Annotated in this window: 22 protein-coding genes; 11 read left to right on the forward strand and 11 right to left on the reverse strand. The window is 35.3% G+C overall.

Features of this window, described 5'->3' with window-relative positions; translation table 11 throughout:
• Window positions 1-385 precede the first annotated feature (385 nt).
• From mecA to pepF, 3 genes are all read left to right on the forward strand, one after another.
• Window positions 386-1,066 carry an adaptor protein MecA gene (gene mecA / locus KM885_RS08150; RefSeq protein ID WP_204798147.1) on the forward strand — a complete coding sequence of 227 codons (681 nt, stop codon included), beginning with the start codon at window positions 386-388 and terminating at the stop codon, window positions 1,064-1,066.
• Window positions 1,067-1,161: 95 nt separating this feature from the next.
• Window positions 1,162-2,355 carry a competence protein CoiA gene (locus tag KM885_RS08155; RefSeq protein ID WP_204798148.1) on the forward strand — a complete coding sequence of 398 codons (1,194 nt, stop codon included), beginning with the start codon at window positions 1,162-1,164 and terminating at the stop codon, window positions 2,353-2,355.
• A gap of 103 nt (window positions 2,356-2,458) precedes the next feature.
• Window positions 2,459-4,270 (forward strand): oligoendopeptidase F, encoded by a 1,812-nt coding sequence (gene pepF / locus KM885_RS08160; protein WP_204798149.1) that lies wholly within the window; start codon window positions 2,459-2,461, stop codon window positions 4,268-4,270.
• Between the two features lie 333 nt (window positions 4,271-4,603).
• Here the strand turns inward: pepF and KM885_RS08165 are convergent, their stop codons facing one another.
• From KM885_RS08165 to KM885_RS08180, 4 genes are all read right to left on the reverse strand, one after another.
• Window positions 4,604-4,786 (reverse strand): hypothetical protein, encoded by a 183-nt coding sequence (locus KM885_RS08165; RefSeq protein WP_204798150.1) that lies wholly within the window; start codon window positions 4,784-4,786, stop codon window positions 4,604-4,606.
• Between the two features lie 262 nt (window positions 4,787-5,048).
• Window positions 5,049-5,882, reverse strand: a complete 834-nt coding sequence (locus KM885_RS08170) for a ClpXP adapter SpxH family protein (RefSeq protein WP_047184458.1) — start codon at window positions 5,880-5,882, stop codon at window positions 5,049-5,051.
• Window positions 5,883-5,949: 67 nt separating this feature from the next.
• Window positions 5,950-6,333, reverse strand: a complete 384-nt coding sequence (locus KM885_RS08175) for a globin domain-containing protein (RefSeq protein ID WP_060668598.1) — start codon at window positions 6,331-6,333, stop codon at window positions 5,950-5,952.
• Window positions 6,334-6,440: 107 nt separating this feature from the next.
• A complete protein-coding gene (locus tag KM885_RS08180; RefSeq protein ID WP_047184460.1) occupies window positions 6,441-7,013 on the reverse strand; it encodes a CYTH domain-containing protein in 573 nt (190 codons plus the stop codon).
• 281 nt (window positions 7,014-7,294) lie between these two features.
• Between KM885_RS08180 and yjbM the strand changes: the two genes are divergently transcribed.
• From yjbM to KM885_RS08195, 3 genes are read left to right on the forward strand one after another with little or no spacing between them, the layout of a single operon-like run.
• A complete protein-coding gene (gene yjbM / locus KM885_RS08185) occupies window positions 7,295-7,909 on the forward strand; it encodes a GTP diphosphokinase (RefSeq protein WP_060668596.1) in 615 nt (204 codons plus the stop codon).
• Between the two features lie 23 nt (window positions 7,910-7,932).
• Complete coding sequence (locus KM885_RS08190) at window positions 7,933-8,733, forward strand: NAD kinase (RefSeq protein WP_047184462.1); 801 nt, start codon at window positions 7,933-7,935, stop codon at window positions 8,731-8,733.
• A gap of 18 nt (window positions 8,734-8,751) precedes the next feature.
• Window positions 8,752-9,621, forward strand: a complete 870-nt coding sequence (locus KM885_RS08195) for an RluA family pseudouridine synthase (protein ID WP_216883757.1) — start codon at window positions 8,752-8,754, stop codon at window positions 9,619-9,621.
• Between the two features lie 74 nt (window positions 9,622-9,695).
• Here KM885_RS08195 and prpE read toward each other — a convergent pair whose 3' ends face one another.
• Window positions 9,696-10,442: a bis(5'-nucleosyl)-tetraphosphatase PrpE gene (gene prpE / locus KM885_RS08200; protein WP_216883758.1), complete on the reverse strand. Its 747-nt coding sequence runs from the start codon at window positions 10,440-10,442 to the stop codon at window positions 9,696-9,698.
• Between the two features lie 243 nt (window positions 10,443-10,685).
• Here prpE and mgtE point away from each other — a divergent pair, with 243 nt between their 5' ends.
• On the forward strand, window positions 10,686-12,074 hold the full coding sequence (gene mgtE / locus KM885_RS08205; protein ID WP_216883759.1) for a magnesium transporter: 1,389 nt from the start codon (window positions 10,686-10,688) through the stop codon (window positions 12,072-12,074).
• A gap of 189 nt (window positions 12,075-12,263) precedes the next feature.
• Entirely contained in the window at window positions 12,264-12,842 is a 579-nt protein-coding gene (locus KM885_RS08210; protein ID WP_216883760.1) for a CotO family spore coat protein, read from the forward strand.
• Between the two features lie 76 nt (window positions 12,843-12,918).
• Here KM885_RS08210 and KM885_RS08215 read toward each other — a convergent pair whose 3' ends face one another.
• Window positions 12,919-13,401, reverse strand: a complete 483-nt coding sequence (locus KM885_RS08215) for a CotY/CotZ family spore coat protein (protein WP_216883761.1) — start codon at window positions 13,399-13,401, stop codon at window positions 12,919-12,921.
• Between the two features lie 243 nt (window positions 13,402-13,644).
• On the opposite strand from KM885_RS08215, the gene KM885_RS08220 reads away from it, so the two are divergent.
• On the forward strand, window positions 13,645-13,851 hold the full coding sequence (locus KM885_RS08220) for a hypothetical protein (protein ID WP_060668590.1): 207 nt from the start codon (window positions 13,645-13,647) through the stop codon (window positions 13,849-13,851).
• Window positions 13,852-13,936: 85 nt separating this feature from the next.
• On the forward strand, window positions 13,937-14,179 hold the full coding sequence (locus KM885_RS08225; RefSeq protein ID WP_216883762.1) for a hypothetical protein: 243 nt from the start codon (window positions 13,937-13,939) through the stop codon (window positions 14,177-14,179).
• A gap of 170 nt (window positions 14,180-14,349) precedes the next feature.
• Here KM885_RS08225 and KM885_RS08230 read toward each other — a convergent pair whose 3' ends face one another.
• The 4 genes from KM885_RS08230 to KM885_RS08245 all read right to left on the reverse strand — a co-directional run bounded on the left by KM885_RS08230 (window position 14,350) and on the right by KM885_RS08245 (window position 16,891).
• The gene (locus KM885_RS08230; protein ID WP_060668588.1) at window positions 14,350-15,057 is read right to left on the reverse strand and encodes a YetF domain-containing protein; all 708 of its coding nucleotides are present in this window, start codon (window positions 15,055-15,057) and stop codon (window positions 14,350-14,352) included.
• Window positions 15,058-15,165: 108 nt separating this feature from the next.
• Window positions 15,166-15,588: a GNAT family N-acetyltransferase gene (locus tag KM885_RS08235; protein WP_216883763.1), complete on the reverse strand. Its 423-nt coding sequence runs from the start codon at window positions 15,586-15,588 to the stop codon at window positions 15,166-15,168.
• Complete coding sequence (locus tag KM885_RS08240; protein WP_047184472.1) at window positions 15,585-16,103, reverse strand: YjcG family protein; 519 nt, start codon at window positions 16,101-16,103, stop codon at window positions 15,585-15,587. The genes KM885_RS08235 and KM885_RS08240 overlap by 4 nt, the downstream gene beginning before the upstream one ends.
• A 56-nt stretch (window positions 16,104-16,159) precedes the next feature.
• The gene (locus KM885_RS08245) at window positions 16,160-16,891 is read right to left on the reverse strand and encodes an alpha/beta hydrolase (RefSeq protein WP_047184473.1); all 732 of its coding nucleotides are present in this window, start codon (window positions 16,889-16,891) and stop codon (window positions 16,160-16,162) included.
• Between the two features lie 270 nt (window positions 16,892-17,161).
• Here KM885_RS08245 and guaC point away from each other — a divergent pair, with 270 nt between their 5' ends.
• Window positions 17,162-18,145: a GMP reductase gene (gene guaC, locus KM885_RS08250; protein ID WP_216883764.1), complete on the forward strand. Its 984-nt coding sequence runs from the start codon at window positions 17,162-17,164 to the stop codon at window positions 18,143-18,145.
• Window positions 18,146-18,222: 77 nt separating this feature from the next.
• Here guaC and KM885_RS08255 read toward each other — a convergent pair whose 3' ends face one another.
• Window positions 18,223-19,176, reverse strand: coding sequence for an amidohydrolase family protein (locus tag KM885_RS08255; protein ID WP_216883765.1), 954 nt, complete (start codon window positions 19,174-19,176; stop codon window positions 18,223-18,225).
• Between the last annotated feature and the right edge of the window lie 175 nt (window positions 19,177-19,351).

A 19,351-nucleotide genomic window follows, 5' to 3' on the forward strand; every position in this document is an offset into this window, starting at 1 on the left:
CTTCCCTAGAGTGTGATAATCAAATACATATTAAAAGTCGACTAAAATACAGTACCAACGTCACTTGACGTAGAGCCCAAAATTACTTAAATCCGTTACAATAATGAATTAACCATTCTACTTTGATTGTATGGAAATATGCAAAATGGATTTATTTTTAAAATTTATAAAAAATATATAGGCATATTAATTTCCATTATTCCGTACACTATCATACAATGGAATTAACAGAGTGGTTTAATTAGCAGTTCATAGCGAAAGCATTTCATTTTTTCAATATATAGATATGGTGAAGTAATCTCTTCCACCTACTGTTTATTACTTTATAGAGAACTTTAGAAAGTGAGCTAATTGCTTATCTAATGAAGAAGGGAGAGAAAGAAGGATGGATATAGAGAGAATAAATGAAAATACGGTTAAATTTTATATTTCTTATCTAGACATTGAAGACCTTGGCTTTGAGCGTGAGGAAATTTGGTATGATCGGGAAAGAAGTGAGCAGCTTTTCTGGCAAATGATGGATGAAGTAAACTACAAGGAAGAGGATTTTAACATAGATGGTCCTTTGTGGATTCAAGTCCAAGCTCTTGAAAAAGGTTTAGAGATTATTGTAACTAAAGCCAAAATAGGTAGCAATGGTGAGTTACAAGCGGATGGAATGCTGGACGGTCACTTAGAGGATAAGTTAGAGAATTTCCTTGAAGATAAGTTTGGGAAGAACTTAGGCCAAGATGATGAAGAAGAAATTGATTTGATAGAGGATGGGATGTGGATTATCGCTGAGTTTGATAATTTTGAAGATGCCATTCAACTAAGCCATTACTTCCAAGATGATACGGATAGTGTGGAAGAAACGGTTTATTCTTATCACAATAAATACTATCTCTATTTGGAATTCTCACCAGACCTATTAGATGACCACTTACAAGAAGATCTGATTAGTCAAGTGTTGGAGTTTGCAAATGATTCGGATATGTCGATTCATGTATTAGAAGAATATGGGAAGAAGCTTTTTGAATATAACGCCTTCGAACAAATTCGTTCCTACTTTCCTGCACAGGTATAGGTGCTCGTTAACTAAAACGGGTGCCTATTTTTTTGTTTTATGAATAAAGGATTTTGTATATGTTTGTCGAATTAGTGTAGTGAGGTGGTGAACATATGCTGCAAGCAAAATTAAAAAATGGAAAAATGGTTACGCTAATGAATCTAACAAGAAAAGAAATAGAAAGACTAAAGCAAAAAGAAGTGAAGTTTTATTGTCCAGCTTGCCAGGAAGCCGTTTTAATAAAAGCTGGAAAGAAAATGATTCCGCATTTTGCTCATTATGCAACAAGTCAATGTTCTGCGGGTGATAGGGGAGAGGGAATCTATCATGAACAAGGGAAATTTTTACTTTATCAATGGTTAAAGAAACAAGGCTTAGAAGTAACATTAGAGAAATATATCCCCGAGATCCGTCAACGACCAGACATCCTGTTGAAAATTAATAAAAAGCAAATTGCAGTAGAATACCAATGTGCAAGAATTCCAGTAGAGGAAGTTAACAGACGCAATCGAGGATATCAATCGATTGGAATAACCCCGATATGGATTTTAGGAGCAAACCTGTTAGAAAGGCAAGGAAAAAACACCTTTAAAATCAACTCCTTCACGCAACAATTTATTCATCGATTTTCCTACGAGCTGCCTACTGTATTATATTACTTTTGCCCCCAAACGCTTCAATTTATTTTTATCCAAGATCTCTTTTTTACTACAAAAACCCAAGCAATTGGAAAGTTAAAAGTAATAGATATTAGGAAATTTCATTTTAAAGAATTGTTTGCACTCTCGCATTTTATGAAAAAAGAAATCTATTCATTGTGGGAAAAACGTAAGCTACACTTCCGTCTTAAACCAAGAAATAATTTATATGGGATGGAATTAGCTTGGTATCAGTGGTTATATTTGAAACAAGTTCATGTAGAAAGTCTTCCTTCCATTGTATATTTACCTGTGTCCGCACAATACCGAATGAAATCACCACCATGGGATTGGCAAAGTAGAATTTGCATGAATCTCCTACAACCTTTAGAAATTGGAAGTATCATTTCCTTTCATTCCATCCAATATCAGCTAAGAAAACAAATGAAACCTACATCTTCCTATCCTTTAATCCAATACCAGGATGACCCAATTAAAGAGTACCTTCAAATTCTAGAAAAACTAAATATATTATCCATCTTGCCCAACCATACCTATAAAATGAATCAGCAGCTTTCGTTATATACTCACGTAGAAGAGGCGGTAAACGGAGATAAGGCGTTAATCAAGCAATTAATAATGAAGGAAGGAAACAAAATCCGAGCATGAATCTACTGTATTTCGATATACTAAGTAAATAGGAGAGAATAAAAAGGAATATTTTAGTAAATCTAGAATTATTAAGGATAAGGAATTAAAGGAGGAATTTGTAATGGCACAATCAACAAAACAATTACCAAAACGTGAAGAAGTACCTGTAGAAAAAACATGGAAACTCGAAGACATATTCGAAACCGATGATCTTTGGAAAAAAGAGTTTGAACAATTACAAAAAGATATTCCTGAAATTACAAAGTTCCAAGGAAAACTATCCGAATCAGCGGACACCCTTTATAATCTATTCAAACTGCAAGATGAACTTGGAGAACGATTAGGGAAGTTATATACATACGCTCATATGCGCTATGACCAAGATACGACGAATTCCTTTTACCAAGCAATGAATGCTCAAGCAGAAACGGTATTGACGCTTGCATCAAGTTCAATGAGTTATGTAGTTCCTGAGATTCTTACGATGGATGAAGCGAAATTGGAATCCTTTTTACAGGAAAAGAAAGAATTACAAGAATATAATAAGGTTCTAGATGAAATTAACCGCCAACGTCCACATGTACTAAGCGAAAAAGAGGAAGTTCTATTAGCAGAGGCTTCTGAAGCATTATCGACAGGTTCTCAGACTTTTAGTATGTTAAATAATGCCGATTTACCATTCCCAGCAATTAAAGACGAGAATGGGGAAGAAATTGATTTAACACATGGGCGTTATAGTCGCTTCATGGAATCAAAAGATAGGAGAGTCCGTAAAGATGCGTTTAAAGCAATGTATGATACGTATGGCCAATTCAAGAATACATTTGCATCCACTTTAAGCGGAACAGTGAAAACACATAATTTCTCAGCGAAAGTGCGAAATTATGACTCTGCAAGACAATCTGCATTGGATAACAATAATATTCCAGAAGAAGTTTATGATAACCTAGTTGAAGCGGTGAATGATAAACTACCATTACTACATCGCTATATCGAACTTCGTAAAAAAGTTCTTGGTGTGGATGAACTTCATATGTACGATATGTATACTCCATTAGTAAAAGATGTGGAGATGAAAATAAGCTATGATGAGGCGAAAGATTACGTTATTAAAGGACTAAAACCATTAGGTGAAGAGTACGGAAAGATCCTTGAACAAAGCTTTGAAAATCGTTGGATTGATGTAGTTGAAAATAAAGGTAAACGTAGTGGGGCTTATTCTTCAGGTGCGTATGGAACAAATCCGTATGTCCTGTTAAACTGGCAAGACAATGTAAATAATACGTTTACATTAGCACATGAACTTGGACATTCCTTGCATAGTTACTACACAAGAAAAAATCAACCATATCGTTACGGAAATTATTCCATTTTCGTTGCAGAAGTAGCTTCCACATGTAATGAAGCATTATTAAATGATTACATGTTAAAAAACTTAGAAGATGAAAAAGAAAAATTATATTTATTAAATCATTTTCTAGAAGGCTTTAGAGGAACCGTATTCCGTCAAACGATGTTCGCTGAATTTGAACACGATATTCATGTTCAGGCAAAAAATGGGGAAGCATTGACAGCAGATAAATTAACGGAAATTTATTATGCACTTAATAAAAAATATTATGGTGATGCAGTAGTATCTGATGAAGAAATTGGTTTAGAATGGGCAAGAATTCCGCATTTCTACTACGATTACTATGTGTACCAATATGCAACAGGCTATTCCGCCGCAACAGCCTTAGCAAATCAAATTTTAACAGAAGGAGATCCTGCTGTAGAGCGTTATTTAGAATTTTTGAAGGCAGGAAGTAGTGATGACCCAATTGAAGTATTGAAAAAAGCAGGGGTAGACATGACATCGAAACAGCCCATTTTAGGTGCTTTGGATGTCTTCGAAGAGAAGTTAAATGAAATGGAAAAACTATTATTAAATTAATAAGCAAAGGAGCAGGTGTACCTGCTCCTTTTTAAATAAAAAATTGAACTTTTTGTGAATGCATGAACAAAAACCTTGAAAATTCGACATGAACTTGATATTATATAGTTGTAAGTTTAATACAAACAAATACCCCTTTTGTTTGATCATGAAACTTTCTCCCATCCCCCCTTTGTTTATACAAAGACGGACTAAGGATATGCGCTGCCCCGCATATCCTTTTTTCTTTTTTCTTTTTTATAAAGCTTTTAGAGTAAAGGTGTCATTCCTTTTATCCATGATGCACATTTAAGGAAGGGAGCCACCTCCTAAACTCCAGGCATAAAATACGAATTATCTCATTCTTCTCCGGTGAAATGTATTTTGATTGAACAAAGAATAGATGGTGAGATAAATTGCAATAAATAAAATTGGTAATGTAATATAAATAGGGATTAATTGCATGATTCCTAAAATATTTAAGCCAAATGCAATGAGTGCTAAGACGAAGAAGAAGAGAGGAAAGAGTAGTTGCACGAAGAGACCCTCCTTACATAGAATTCATTTTTATATCAAGTATATGCAACAAAGAAAATAATAGAATTGAACATTTTGTGAAATTATGAACAGAGGGTTGTCAAACATTAAAATACTTGTTATTATTAATTTGTAAGTTAATTACACAAACAAATACCCCTTTTGTTTGATCATGAAACTTTCTCCCATCCCCCTTTGTATTTATACAAAGAATGAAAAAGGATATGCGCTGCCCCGCATATCCTTTTTTTGCAATATACTATTATTCCTTATATTTCCAATAACATCTTTCGTTTTCATTTATTCGGTTTACTCGTTGTCTGAATTGCAGCTTTTTCAATTCTTTCTCTGTTTTCGATAAACTCCAATCATAAACAATGGAAATTTCCTTGCTTCTAACCATATTATGTCGTTTTAAAAATTCCTCTAATGGTGGTTTCTCTGATGGAATTGGGGTAATTTGTAAGGTTTCCTGTAATATAAATTCATACACTTCATATGGATAAAGACCTACTATTTTAATCCCTTGGTCATCATTTGAATGGTTAAAAAAGACAACAGTTGGTGTTATATCTATTTCCATTTCGTGTCTAAGCTGTACATCACTTTGAAAAGCTTTCCTAGCGGTGGCGGAGTGCATATCTTCTACAAACTCTTCTAAATCTAATTTTGCTTCACGGGCAATTTCCATTAGGATTTGTTCATTGGAAATGTCAAGATTTCGCAAAAAGAGGTGTTCTTGTAGTTTTCTCAAAAATGTTTTTCCTGCTCTTTTTCCTTGAATCTCGGCGGCTTTAATAGCAAAAGATACAATCCAAGGATTAGAAACAGTAAAATTATTAGATGAATAAGACGATTTTCTGCAAGACAGTTGATCACGATTTATAGAAGGACTTAAAATTTGTTGGATAGTGAAAAATCGTCCATATTCAAGCGAAAACTTTTTTATATAAGGCTCAAAATACCAGCAGTTCGGGCAAAGTGGGTCTATAAACACATACATTTCAATCGGTTTAGAATGACTGTCAAGATAGTTGCAGCTTTCCGATGTGTTTGACTTATTAAACTTTTTTAGCTCAGTTTGATCCCAACTCACATCGAATTCTCCTTTCTAGTGCGTGTTCAAAAAGGAGGGTGACGCACTTTTTGAACAACTTCTTCTATCAATCTAGTTTATTCATCATATGATTTGCTGTAAGGGTCAATTTTTCAAATATCACCGAACGATACGGTTCTTCAATTTCAGCTTCGTCAAGTGCCTCTTTCATACAACTTAACCATGCATCTCTTCTTGTTGGTGTAATGGGGAATGGCAAGTGGCGTCTTCTCATCATTGGTTGACCACGTTCTTCCTCATAAAGTCTAGGACCTCCAAAAAATTGGGTTAAAAATAATCTTTGTTTTCTTGCCGTTTCCGTTAAATCCTCTGGGAAAATGGGAATTAAATCAGGATGTTTCCCGACTCGTTTATAAAAAGCAGTAACTAATCTGTCTATTGTATCAAAGCCACCAATTGCTTCATAAATCGTTCCGTGTTTTATTTCCATCCGCTTCTCCTTATTTATGGTTTACAAAAACATATATAATATAATTTTCCTGCTTTTAATTTTACAAGTGGATGATAGAATGGGCAACAAATCTGATTAAATGCTTCCTATTTAGGTGATGTATTAAAAAAACGTACTATTTTATTAGGTGTTTCCTTCTTCTTAATTCCAAATTGATTTAAAATAGAATGAAATCTTGTAAGTCCTATTTTTTGATCCTTTGCTTCTAATTCAAATTCATAATCTTGAACACCATTATAAGTACTAACATCTAGAACAATGAGGACATCCTGGTATTCAACCTCTCGACGCTCTGTTGTGAGACTTCCATAATATACTAATTCCTCTTGATCAACGCCTAAGTTTTGCAATTGTCGGGTTGTCTCAGGTTTTGGAATGATTTTTCCATTTAACCAATGTTTTGCTTCTTCTTCTGTTAACGTATCGTGTGTTTCTTGTAAGCCTAATTCATGTGGTTCTTTTAATGTTAGACGATAATTCCCTTGTTTTTCCCGAATTCTAAGTGCGCATCCCTTGTCCTTTAATGAAAGATCTTTTGTCTCAAAATAAAAATTCGTTTGTTTTACACTATATTCAGGGAATGGCAATTTATCCAATAAAATGTTAAATTCATCTTCTGTTAACAAATTTTTAAATTCAATTTCTATTTCTTGTGCCATAAAAAATTTGGCCTCCAATTATAATGTAAAAATATATTATTAATGATTATCGCCAATATAGGATAAATTTGCAAAGAAAAGGAATCAAGCTAGTATGTTACACGAATATAAGCTATAATTTGAGTGGACTTTGTCTTTGATTGCAGGCTAGGAAATACAATGTTTTCTTCCCACAAAGTGTAGCGGAGACAATGATTAAAGCTTTTGGAGAAAATGCCAAGTTTTCTAAATAACGATGGTGAAAGATTCATGTTACAGTTAAGTGTAGGAGTGTGTTTGTTATGAACTGGGAATATTTACTTGCCCCCTATAAACAGGTGGTTGATGAGCTTAAAGTAAAATTAAGAGGAACGCGATCACAATTTGAATACGAATCATCTCATTCGCCAATCGAATTTGTTACCGGAAGAGTAAAACCAGTCCAAAGTATTTTAGAAAAAGCTAAAAATAGGGGAGTCCCATTAGAAAATATTGAAAAAGAAATATATGATATAGCTGGTGTTCGGGTCGTGTGTCAATTTGTAGATGATATTTATGCTATTGTTGAAATGCTTCGTAATCGTGATGATTTTTCAATTGTAGAAGAGAAAGATTATATTACGAATAAAAAGCCTAGCGGATATCGCTCCTATCATATGATTATTCAATACCCAGTAGAAATGGTTCGGGGGAGAAAACTAGTCTTAGCCGAAATCCAAATACGTACGCTAGCAATGAACTTTTGGGCGACGAATGAACATTCATTGAATTATAAATATAAAGGTAGTATTCCTGATGATATCCAAATAAGATTGCAGAATGCTGCTGAAGCGGCTTTTAAATTAGATGAAGAAATGTCAAAAATAAAACATGAAATTCAAGAAGCGCGGCGAATCTTTAATAGGAAATATAATTAATTTTATTAAAGGGGAGGAACGACTTGAAATTTAAAATTGTATCTAGAGAGGATAAGCGTTCAGAAAAAATAAAAGTAACGATGAAACAATATTTAACAGATTTTGAATTGGAATACGATCGAGAGGAACCTGAAATCGTTATTTCTGTTGGAGGAGATGGAACGTTTCTGGAGGCCTTTCATCGCTACGTCCATCGTTTAAATCGAACGGCTTTTATTGGAGTTCATACTGGTCATCTTGGGTTTTATGCAGATTACACACCAGATGAAATCGAAAAATTAGTGATAGAAATTGCGAAAACTCCATTTCAAGTTGTTGAGTATCCATTACTTGAAGTGATTATAAGAAAAAACTCCGGTGAAAGGGATCGTTTTCTCGCCTTAAATGAATCAATGATTAAAACAGCGGAGGGCTCTGTTGTCTTTGATGTTAAAATTAAAGGGGAGTATTTTGAAACGTTCCGTGGAGATGGAATTTGTATTTCTACACCTTCCGGAAGTACTGCATATAATAAGGCATTAGGTGGTGCCATCATACACCCAGCCATTGAAGCAATTCAATTAACAGAAATGGCTTCTATTAATAATCGGGTTTTCCGTACGATAGGCTCTCCTTTAATTTTGCCAAAACATCATACATGTTTACTGGAACCGAAGAAGGACAAAAGCTTCCTAATTTCCATTGATCATTTTAGTCGAACCTATAATGATGTGAAGTCGATTCAATGTCGGGTGGCGAAAGAAAGAGTACGATTTGCTAGATTTAGACAATTCCCATTTTGGAATCGAGTCAGAGATTCTTTTGTTACGGAAGATGGGAAATAAGAATGAGGCGAAGTAGTTATGAAATGGATGATTAATTCCGAACATGTTGGTATGATGATTCGGGATTACTTAAAGGAATATCAACGTTTTTCTAGAAGAATCTTGACCGCTGTGAAGTTGGAAGGAAAGATTCTTATTAACGGTATTCCACAAACGGTCCGATACAGCTTGAAGGAAGGGGACTTACTGGAAATCTCATTTCCTAAAGAGCAGGTAGGAGAGTACATGGTTAAAGATGAAATGGACTTGTCCATTGTCTATGAAGATGATTCAGTTATCGTGGTGGATAAGCCTGCTGGAATTGCTACCATTCCATCTCTCCATCATCCAACAGGAACCGTTGCTAATGGGATTTTAGGATATTACGAAAAACATAATATCCCTTATACGATCCATGTCGTAACTAGGCTTGATCGGGATACATCTGGTTTGTTATTAATAGCCAAACACCGTTATAGTCATTCCTTATTGTCTACGGCACAGAAAGCGGGAAAAATAAAGAGAAGATATAAAGCATTGGTGGAAGGGGATTTAATGAAAGATAGTGGAACCATAAATGCTCCAATTGATCGGAAAGAGGGTTCCATTATCGAAAGAATGGTGAAGGAAACTGGGAAACGGGCGGTAACTCATTTTAAAGTAGAGAAACGATTACCCTTACATACCTTGGTAAACATTCAACTGGAAACAGGTAAAACACATCAAATTCGTGTCCATTTCTCCCATATAAATCATCCATTAGCGGGGGATGATTTATATGGCGGGAAAACGGATTATATAAAGAGACATGCCTTACATTGCTATAAGCTTGCATTTGAACATCCTTTTACAAAAGAATACATCCAGCTTGAATCTAATTTACCGAGTGATATGAAGGAACTTCTTTGAAAAGTTGTTCAAAAGGAAGTTGTGCACTTAGACGACTTCGGTGCTATACATCATCCTCCTTTTGAACATGCACTTTAATCATTATCGAAATAACTAAATTTTTCTTCGACTAGTGGCTGTTCGGATGGGACTGCCACTATCTTTTCTTCTGGCAATTGAAAAGCGGTCAATTTATTACCAAAAACACAACCAGTATCAATGTTGATTGTCTTATTTTTGATACGTGGTTCCATCACAGGAGTGTGACCATATACTATCCACCGGTCACCATGGTAGTGTTTGGCCCAATCCCTACGAATCGGGCGGCCATCAGAATGAAATTCACCAGTGATATCACCGTATAATACGAAGGTTTGTACTTTCTTATCGGTTCTACCAATGTAATCTTCACGTATTCCTGCATGAGCAATAACTGCGGAAACCTCCGGGATTTCTAAATATAATGGAGCTTGTTCATAAAGCGTTCTGAACTGTTTACTTATTATTTTTTGCTCTCTAGTAGATAATGTCTCATATTCTTGAACAGTAGTCTCCAGACCGTGCTTTTGTTGGACTTTGTTCCCTAGAAAAAAGCGATATAATTTGTTACAGTGGTTACCTGGGACGTATTTTGCCCTTTTATGCTCGACAACCATTTGATAGACAAGTCTAATAACTGCTAATGAATCCGGACCTCTGTCTGTTAAATCACCAACAAATGCCGGAATACGACCTTCGCGGTGAACGAAGATATTATTTTCTTTTTGGTAACCGAGTTTTTCAAATAGCGCATGCAATTCATCGATGCAACCATGGATGTCACCTATAACGTCTATTTTCATAAAACTCCTCCTTGCTATCGGTTATTAGATATGTATAAGTTTATCATTGATTAAGTTTATAAGTTTTATTCAAGTAGAAATTCTTGACCTGACAAACGGGGAAAGTGTAAATCTTTTCAACAAAAGTACAAGCTAAGGATTTGACGTATGCCAAGCTTTGTGAAAAATCGTAAGTAGAAGTTTCGAATTAGCGGAACGGGGAATAGGTTCTATACTGTTTCGTAAGAGAAAGGAAGTATCCTTATGGAAGAGAGACAAAATAATTACGAAGAAAAATATGAAGAAGAGTATAAAGCACATTGGGAAAAAGTGTACGAAGCATTAAATGAAGAACAGACAGATGAGTTTAGGGAAAAATTCCTTGAAATGCACCCATATGATCAATCTGTGTTCTTTGTTGATCAATCCCAAGAAAATCGAATAAGAATCTATGCATATTTATCTCCCGATGAATTAGCGGAGATTATGATAAATATTGATTTGGAAAATACCCCTGGCTATTTTACAGAAATGAATCCAAGGCAAGGGGCGATGATTCTATCCAAAATGCCCGCAGATGATGCGGTGGATATTTTAAATAACATGCATAAAGAAGAAGTAGTTAGCTTCCTTACGATGATGGATCAAGATGCTGCCGCTGAAATTAAGCAACTTCTTCATTACGAGGAGAAAACAGCCGGTAGTATTATGACTACTGAATTTGTTGCTTTATACAAAACAAAAACCGTAGTCGAAGCGATGCAACAATTAAAGGAAGAAGCGCCTGGAGCGGAAACCATTTACTACTTATATGTACTCGATGAAGATAAGCGAATTGTCGGCGTTCTATCATTACGAGATTTAATTGTAGCGGATAATCAGGTAAAAATAGAAGAAATAATGAGTGAAAAGATTGTCAAAGTTTCTGTTGCAAAAGACCAAGAAGAAATCGCGCAAATGTTCCGAGATTATGATTTCTTAGCACTTCCAGTTGTAGATTTTCAAGATCATTTACTTGGGATTATTACCGTTGATGATATTTTGGACGTTATGGAAGAAGAAGCAAGTGAAGACTTCTCCCAATTGGCTGGTATTTCAGAAGAAGTTAAACCAGATGATAGTGCATTCGATGCGGCAAAAAAACGTCTGCCTTGGTTAATTATTCTTTTGTTTTTAGGAATGTTTACCGCGAGCTTAATCGGTCAATTTGAAGATACGTTAAATCAAGTTGCCGTGTTAGCTATCTTTATTCCACTCATTGGCGGGATGGCTGGAAATACAGGAACACAAGCACTTGCTGTAGCGATTCGTGGACTTTCTAATGGAGAATACGGGAACCAAGGAAAAATGCGACTCATTGCTAGAGAAACAACTACTGGACTAATTACAGGAACTGTTTGCGGAATCGTCATTGCCGTTGTTATTTATTTTTGGAAAGCTGATATATATCTAGGTATTATTGTAGGTGTATCTATCATGGCATCCTTAATCGTTGCGACATTATCCGGGGCACTTGTACCTATCCTAATGGATCGCCTAAACGTTGATCCTGCGGTAGCGTCTGGGCCATTTATAACAACCATTAATGATATTATTTCTATTTTAATTTATTTTGGAATGGCAACTACATTTATGGGTTATTTAGTTTCGTGAATAGAAGAGCATGGACCATGATGGGGTTCATGCTTTTTTTTGTGGTTTCAACGTTTTAACGATGTGAATACAATATACTCACTCTTTCTTATAATCCCCAATATCCCACCACGATTTTATAGGCAAAAACACACTCGATGGGTGAATAACATATATTAGATTGTAAATTGTTATAAGGGAGAGGTTAGTATGAGCAAGGGAAAATATGCGAATGAACCATTGCTTTTTATACAGCAAAATAAAGGCATAACGTTTCCTATGGCACCTATGCAGGAGAGCTATATTACCCCGAAGAAAAAGGCAAAGCCAAAAAAAGAAGTAATAAGTAAAGGAAAAGAACCGAAAGTTGTTATGGAAGAAGAAGTTACCATGGAAGATGCGATAGAAGAGAAATCGGTTGAAACTCCTAAAAAGAAATATTCATCTAAAAAGGGTGAAAAAGACACAGTTGATTCTTTAGACCAGGAGCTAGTTCCTGATGAAAAAACGGAAACGAAAAGCGAAGTGACGAATGAAACGGAAGAAGAACAACAACCGGTTAGAGAGAGAAAGCAATTTAGAGACATGAGCATTCGTGAGCGAGTAGAGTATTTTGCAAATACATCGGAATATGCACCAAAAATGAGATGTGAAGTAAAGACGAAACAAAGAACGTTTCGTGGAATTATTGTTTCTTTTAAAGATGAAGAAGTTACGTTCCAAAGCGGAAAAAGAATGCAGCAGATACCTTTTGAGGAAATAATATCAGTTCGATTACTTGGATTTTAAAATAAAGAACACCATGATTTGTTCTCATGGTGTTCCCTTTTCGATGGTTAGGTGAATTTTATTTTAAATGACGAAATTAGTCATTGTTAAAAACGCTAATAGCTGGTAAGCATGTTACATGGCAGAAGCAGTCAAGATCTACAGTGATGCAAATTCCAGTTGCTTCTAATTGCTTCGTTACCTGGTCGGTCGGATCTTTCAGACTATCGTGACCACAGCCCTGGCCATCTGATAATAGTAATTCTAATACAGCACAGTTATCCTTATCTACAGATTTCACGCGGAAGACGAAGCTCGATACGATTTCACCCATTCCAAAGTGACCATGCTTCGTTTTCCTCTCAGCACCGAACCCTTTAAAAGGTTTGCAGTCGCAATATAGAATAACAGGTACCGTATCTAGCCCATTTCCATTGTCCGTTTCACCTAATAAATCACCTATTGATTGTTCGCAACCTGTATCACAACAGTTTTCAACAATATCATTTTGCGCATCAACAATATCTCTTAGGATATCAGCAACGCAATTACCTGAGTCAAATTTTTTTCCACAACCCATGATTTATATCTCCTTTCATAATTTGTTACTTTTCCCTAATAGAATATGTGGGACTACGCTGTTGGTGTGGGCATATATCAATATTTGGCTCTTTTTTGTATAATACATGCCTATTTTCTACCTATTTCACCAACAATTAAAACGTTAAGAAAAGGTTGGGCGCCTAATTTGTTAAATCATCGATTCCTGCGCTATTTTTTTACATAAAATACAAATAAGCGTTAGAAGAAGGGATGGTGAAACTTGAGTAAACGAAAGGTAAACCCTTGGATAGAAAATGTTGGGATCTTAGGTAAGCATTTAGAAAAAAATGAGAAGTGGTTCCAAAAGCCGGAGGAGAAGATAAGGACTTTCGAAAAAAACGCCAATAAGTGGAATGATTCTTTTCTAAAACAAATACAGCAAATGGAGTCCGTCATGAAACGATTGGAAAAGGCGTTTGAGGAATAATAAAAAGGGGTATGGATAATATAAGTAGACAGAAAAATGAAATATAAGTATAATTAAAATAATCAGAAAAGTAGGGAGAAGGAGATTGAGTATGGGATATATTTTGCCAATTAATCATTATCCAGTTAATGGTTATCAAATACGTGTGAATTCTACTGAACGAATAGGAGCAACAAGTGTAGAAAAGTCATATAAAGCTGTTCTGGAAAGGCACCATCAAGAAATCCGTAATAGTTACGAACGTTATCACGCTGAAACCACCTCAACAACTCCTAGAAAGAAATTACAGCACGATTATAAAGGTAAGCATTTTCATGCATTAGTTTAAAAAAAGAAAGCGCAAGCGCCCGTTTAGCGACGTACGGACTGGACTGAGCCGTAGGAGATAAAGGAAACACGACGAACGGAGTGAGTCGATGTTGACTTATCGTACGAAGGTGAAGGAAGTCTCGCTAGTCGCTGGGCGCTGGAGCTGGACGATAAGAAATGGGATGTCCATTAGCCATCCCATTTCATATGATTTCGATTTAAAAAAGGATAAATTAATAAATCTTCACCTTTCTCGTATTCAGCGTAAAACACATCTTCTATACGATCAAACCCTTGCGCATTAATTTGCTCCATGACCCATTCTTTTGTTAAATTTTTCTCCCTCAAATTATCCTCAATAAGCTCCCCATCATTAATAAGAGCTGCTGGAAGATTTACTTCTTTTGGACTTAATTTCATATCCTTCCGTGTAGGAGTTTGGTAATCAGATTTTTTCAAAACAGATAATTCACCATTTGCTTCTAAAATTGCAAATTCTACTTCTTGTAAAGTAAACACATCTTTCACTCTTAATAAATGTTGCAATTGATCTAAATCTAAATTGTTTTTCTTCAAAGAATCTCTATACAATTTTCCTTTATGGATAACGACAGAAGGAGAACCTTCGATAAGTGCTCTTGTTCGTTTGAATTTTTGTGTTATTTTTTCCGAAAGCCACATCAGAATTCCGAATAATGCCACAACAAAGGCTATTTCAGGTACACCTGCTTTTTTATCAAATAAAGCGTTACCGACGAGTTCTCCCAGTAGAACAGCAGATACAAAATCAAATGGTGTGATTTGTGACATCGAGGTTTTTCCTAATACTTTAGTTACAATGAATAAGGCAATAAACCCAAAAATAAGATCGATGGACATGGATAAATAATCTGTCATATATTCAATCCCCCAGTTAAAACCGTTTAATAATTAGTGTATCCATTGTATGAAAAGTCATTCGAACCAAAATAAAAAGCACTACATCTATTGATGTAGTGCTTTAAATCATAATTCTTTAATCATCGTAACGTGTGGAATACCCGCGTCCATAAACTCTCCAGATATAGTGTGGTAGCCAAGTTTTTGATAGAAACCTTCAGCGTGTGTTTGTGCATTTAATTTAGCTTTTTTAAAACCTTTTTCTTGCACAACTTTTTCCATTGCTTGTATGATTTCTTTGCCAAAGGATTTCCCACGAGCCTCTTTTAACACACAAATCCTTTCTAATTTCCCATATTCCTCTACGAAGCGAAGACGGCTTGCGGCAACTGGGTTTTCATGATCATAACCGATGAAATGGATTGCGCTGCCTTCGAGATCGTCTATTTCTTCTTCAGGAGGTACGTTTTGTTCTTCTACAAATACGACCATTCGTATATCGTAGGCTTGTTGTAATTCTTGTTCTGATTCTACAATTTTTACGTTCATATAAATTCCTTTCCGAAAACAAATGTTTCATAAACGGTCCATGATTCATTTTCTAACTGATATAAAAGTTGAAAACGATCAATCGTATCTTCAAACGTAAATTTACTCATTTTCAAAGTACCAAAGACATCTGAATACTCATCATCCATTAATTGCTGTCCGATGGTGATATGTGGAACGAAGGAATGCGTCAAATTATTTGTAAGTGTACCTTCTTGCAGCTTTTTCTGTAAATCCATTAATGCTGGAACTGGTTCTACCTTAAAATAAATGGTGTTCGTGACAGGCGCAAACGTACTTACTTTATTAATGTTAATGGTAAATGGTTTTGTTTCGTTTGCAATTCGTTTTAGTTCTGTAACCATATCCTTCAACTCATTTTCCTCCACATGGAATGCTTCCTTCAATGTGATGTGTGGTGGAATTAAGGCGTAATGTGGATCATAACGTTTTCTAAATGAATTTGCCTCATCCTGAATGTTCTTTGATGGAAAGATTGCAATCCCGTATTTCATGCTAGATCCTCCTCATTATTTACGTTTGAATTTTATAACATTATATCAAAACTTTCCTATTCGGAAAACATAGAAATTAATGTTCGTGGCATGTCTTTTTGCCAGTATTTCCAAGTGTGGTTACCATCTTCTAACTCATAATATGTGCAATTTGCACCTTTTTCATTTAAAAGGTTATTTAATTCCCGATTTGGAGTGAGTAAATCTTCTATAGTTCCATCAGATAATGGTGCTTCGTCTTCTTTTGTTCCTATTGTATGATAAATATCAAGAGAGGAAAAATTTATTTCAGATTTTTTCACAATGTTTAGTACGGATTCATCGATATATGGTGATTGCATAATAACTTTTCCAAATGTATTCGGATATCTTAATGCTGTCACGAGTGCGAATGTTCCTGCAAGTGAATCTCCCATGAGTGCACGAGTTTTTCCTAGCATGAGGGTCGGAACTATTTCATCTAAAAGGGGAATGACTTCCTTTACAATGAATTTTGTGTATGCTTCATATTCTTCTCCATTTGGATGATATTTTCTCCGTCGATCTGCTCTGTCTTTGTAATGGATTCCGACAAATACGGTATTTGCTATTTCTCCATCGTCGTGAAGTCGATCACTTAATGTAGCGACACGTCCCATTTGGAAAAAGTCATTTCCATCTTGCATCATGCAAATATTGTATTTATATAGTGGTGAAAAGCTTTCTGGTTGGTATATTTTAATTTCCTTAGTTTCATTTAAATACTTGCTGTCTATTTCTTTCGTAATCATTTTTCCTTTTCTTTTCATATTCATGCCCCCAACCTTTTCCTAAATCCTGAGTTCTCAAAGTAGTTTCTCTAAACTTAAGCCTATCATGAATAAGCAAAATATTCTAATTTACGGAGTGGAATAATTGATAATTGAAAATAGGTATTTAATGCATCTGAAATGTTATTTATATTCGTGATTTCATGAATAATTGTTGACAGGTAATCATAATTTAGGTAAGTTGTTATTAGATAAACGTATATTTTTTGTTTTAAATATAAATAATATTCGCGTTTTAGGGGTGGAAATATGGAAAATGTATTCGATTATGAAGATATTCAATTAATTCCTGCAAAGTGTATTGTGGAAAGTCGTTCCGAATGTGATACAACTGTAAGGTTAGGAAATCGTACTTTTAAATTACCGGTGGTTCCTGCAAATATGCAAACCATTATAGATGAAGAACTTGCAATTTATTTGGCAGAAAAAGGTTATTTTTACATTATGCATCGATTCCAACCAGAAAGAAGAATAGATTTCATTAAAGATATGAATAAGCGTGGATTGTATTCTTCTGTTAGTGTCGGGGTAAAAGAGGAAGAATATCGTTTTGTTGAACAAATGAAAGAAGAGGGACTTTCCCCTGAATATATTACGATTGATATTGCGCATGGTCATTCCAATCAGGTTATTGCCATGGTGCAACACATTAAAAAACATTTACCAGAAAGCTTTGTCATTGCTGGGAATGTTGGAACACCAGAAGCGGTTCGAGAATTAGAAAATGCGGGGGCAGATGCAACTAAAGTTGGAATCGGGCCTGGTAAGGTATGTATTACAAAGATAAAGACAGGTTTTGGTACAGGAGGTTGGCAATTAGCGGCGCTTCGCTGGTGTGCGAAAGCAGCTACAAAACCAATTATTGCCGACGGTGGAATTCGCACGCACGGTGACATTGCAAAATCTATTCGCTTCGGTGCGTCGATGATCATGATTGGATCCTTATTTGCAGGTCATGAAGAATCGCCAGGTGAAACAGTGGAGAGAGATGGAAAGGTATTTAAAGAATATTTTGGATCCGCATCTGAATTTCAAAAAGGTGAAAAGAAAAACGTGGAAGGTAAGAAGATGTATGTAGAGTATAAAGGAAGCCTACAAGACACCTTAGACGAAATGGAACAGGATTTGCAATCTTCTATCTCTTATGCAGGTGGAAAAGAACTAAAAGCGATACGAAATGTTGATTATGTAGTTGTAAAGAATTCTATATTTAATGGAGATAAAGTGTATTAATAGTAATGAAAATGAGTGGGATGGGGTATCTCACTCATTTTTCGTCTACTCGTACGGATTTAACAACAATATCAACATTAGAAATTCATATTTATTAATCCCAATAAAGTTTGACTTCCTTTTTCACTATTAACTTCCGGTGGCCATACCGAGAGATCAAAAGGAAAGTCTGAGCCTGGAACGACTTTATCTTTTCCGACTGTTTTTATTAACAAATCTATACTATTTGAATTCCATAATACCGTATCATACCAGAAACTTTTTGCGTATTCAGATGGTGCTGCACTTAGATTTGATGATACATCTTTCCATTGATCATATCCTTTATCCATTCTTCCTAACTGATATGGAAGGAAGCCTCCTCCATGAGCAAAGACGATTTTTATGTCTGGGTATTTGTCAATGAGTCCACTTAAAATGATATCTGTTGCAGTCACGGTTGTTTCCCAAGGTACCCCAATTAAATTCGGCATTTTTTTCGACTTAATTCTAGGATCTGTGCTTAAAAGTGGATGAATAAAAAGAATCGCTTTTAATCGGTTGGCCTCTTCAAATAAAGGAGTGAAGAAGTTATCGGATAGGAGTTTCTCTCCTAATCCTGGGCCTATGATAGCTCCTTTTAAACCCTGATTCATTGCTTCGTTTAAAATAGTTGCAGCCTTTTCAGGTGCAGTTAGTGGTAAGGTTCCAAGAGCAGAAAAACGATCAGGTGAATTGCCTATAATTTCTGCTAAAGAAGAATTATAGATTTGTGAAACCTCTGTAGTTATTTCCGGGCTAAAGTCGTACATAAATAATTGGGGAATAGGTGATAAAACAGAATGAGTAACACCAACATCAACAGATTCTTGTTTATACAAGGTTAAATCGTAAAAGGCTGGTTTTAATTCAAATCCCCATTTTCCATTTACGGTTAGAAACTTATGTTTATCAGGTAATTTCTTTTCCCACTTTGCGTGGACTGTTTTTTTATGATCTTGTAACCAAGTTAAAACGTGATTAGGAATAAAATGTGTATGAAAATCGAACAACTATCCTTACCTCCTCATTAAAACATTCTTGTTATTTATCATTCTATACTAAATTTTTGCAAAAAAAAGAACATAGTTGCGTATAGAGGAACTGGAAGTTGAAACTGGAATTTTTCATTGGTAACTTTAATTTAGATAGATTGATATATTTTTTATTAGGGGGAAGCGCTTGCGG

This window comes from Oceanobacillus caeni (assembly GCF_019037185.1).
GTDB classification, from domain to species: domain Bacteria; phylum Bacillota; class Bacilli; order Bacillales; family Amphibacillaceae; genus Oceanobacillus; species Oceanobacillus caeni.

What these genes read in the sequence shown, in the direction of transcription:
- KM885_RS08215 (WP_216883761.1), bottom strand. Translation starts at nt 13,401, where the DNA reads ATGGGTTGTGGAAAAAAATTTGACTCAGGTAATTGCGTTGCTGATATC.
- mgtE (WP_216883759.1), top strand. Translation starts at nt 10,686, where the DNA reads ATGGAAGAGAGACAAAATAATTACGAAGAAAAATATGAAGAAGAGTAT.
- KM885_RS08180 (WP_047184460.1), bottom strand. Translation starts at nt 7,013, where the DNA reads ATGGCACAAGAAATAGAAATTGAATTTAAAAATTTGTTAACAGAAGAT.
- KM885_RS08195 (WP_216883757.1), top strand. Translation starts at nt 8,752, where the DNA reads ATGAAATGGATGATTAATTCCGAACATGTTGGTATGATGATTCGGGAT.
- KM885_RS08210 (WP_216883760.1), top strand. Translation starts at nt 12,264, where the DNA reads ATGAGCAAGGGAAAATATGCGAATGAACCATTGCTTTTTATACAGCAA.
- yjbM (WP_060668596.1), top strand. Translation starts at nt 7,295, where the DNA reads ATGAACTGGGAATATTTACTTGCCCCCTATAAACAGGTGGTTGATGAG.
- pepF (WP_204798149.1), top strand. Translation starts at nt 2,459, where the DNA reads ATGGCACAATCAACAAAACAATTACCAAAACGTGAAGAAGTACCTGTA.
- mecA (WP_204798147.1), top strand. Translation starts at nt 386, where the DNA reads ATGGATATAGAGAGAATAAATGAAAATACGGTTAAATTTTATATTTCT.
- KM885_RS08230 (WP_060668588.1), bottom strand. Translation starts at nt 15,057, where the DNA reads ATGACAGATTATTTATCCATGTCCATCGATCTTATTTTTGGGTTTATT.
- KM885_RS08240 (WP_047184472.1), bottom strand. Translation starts at nt 16,103, where the DNA reads ATGAAATACGGGATTGCAATCTTTCCATCAAAGAACATTCAGGATGAG.
- prpE (WP_216883758.1), bottom strand. Translation starts at nt 10,442, where the DNA reads ATGAAAATAGACGTTATAGGTGACATCCATGGTTGCATCGATGAATTG.
- KM885_RS08175 (WP_060668598.1), bottom strand. Translation starts at nt 6,333, where the DNA reads ATGGAAATAAAACACGGAACGATTTATGAAGCAATTGGTGGCTTTGAT.
- guaC (WP_216883764.1), top strand. Translation starts at nt 17,162, where the DNA reads ATGGAAAATGTATTCGATTATGAAGATATTCAATTAATTCCTGCAAAG.
- KM885_RS08155 (WP_204798148.1), top strand. Translation starts at nt 1,162, where the DNA reads ATGCTGCAAGCAAAATTAAAAAATGGAAAAATGGTTACGCTAATGAAT.
- KM885_RS08235 (WP_216883763.1), bottom strand. Translation starts at nt 15,588, where the DNA reads ATGAACGTAAAAATTGTAGAATCAGAACAAGAATTACAACAAGCCTAC.
- KM885_RS08245 (WP_047184473.1), bottom strand. Translation starts at nt 16,891, where the DNA reads ATGAAAAGAAAAGGAAAAATGATTACGAAAGAAATAGACAGCAAGTAT.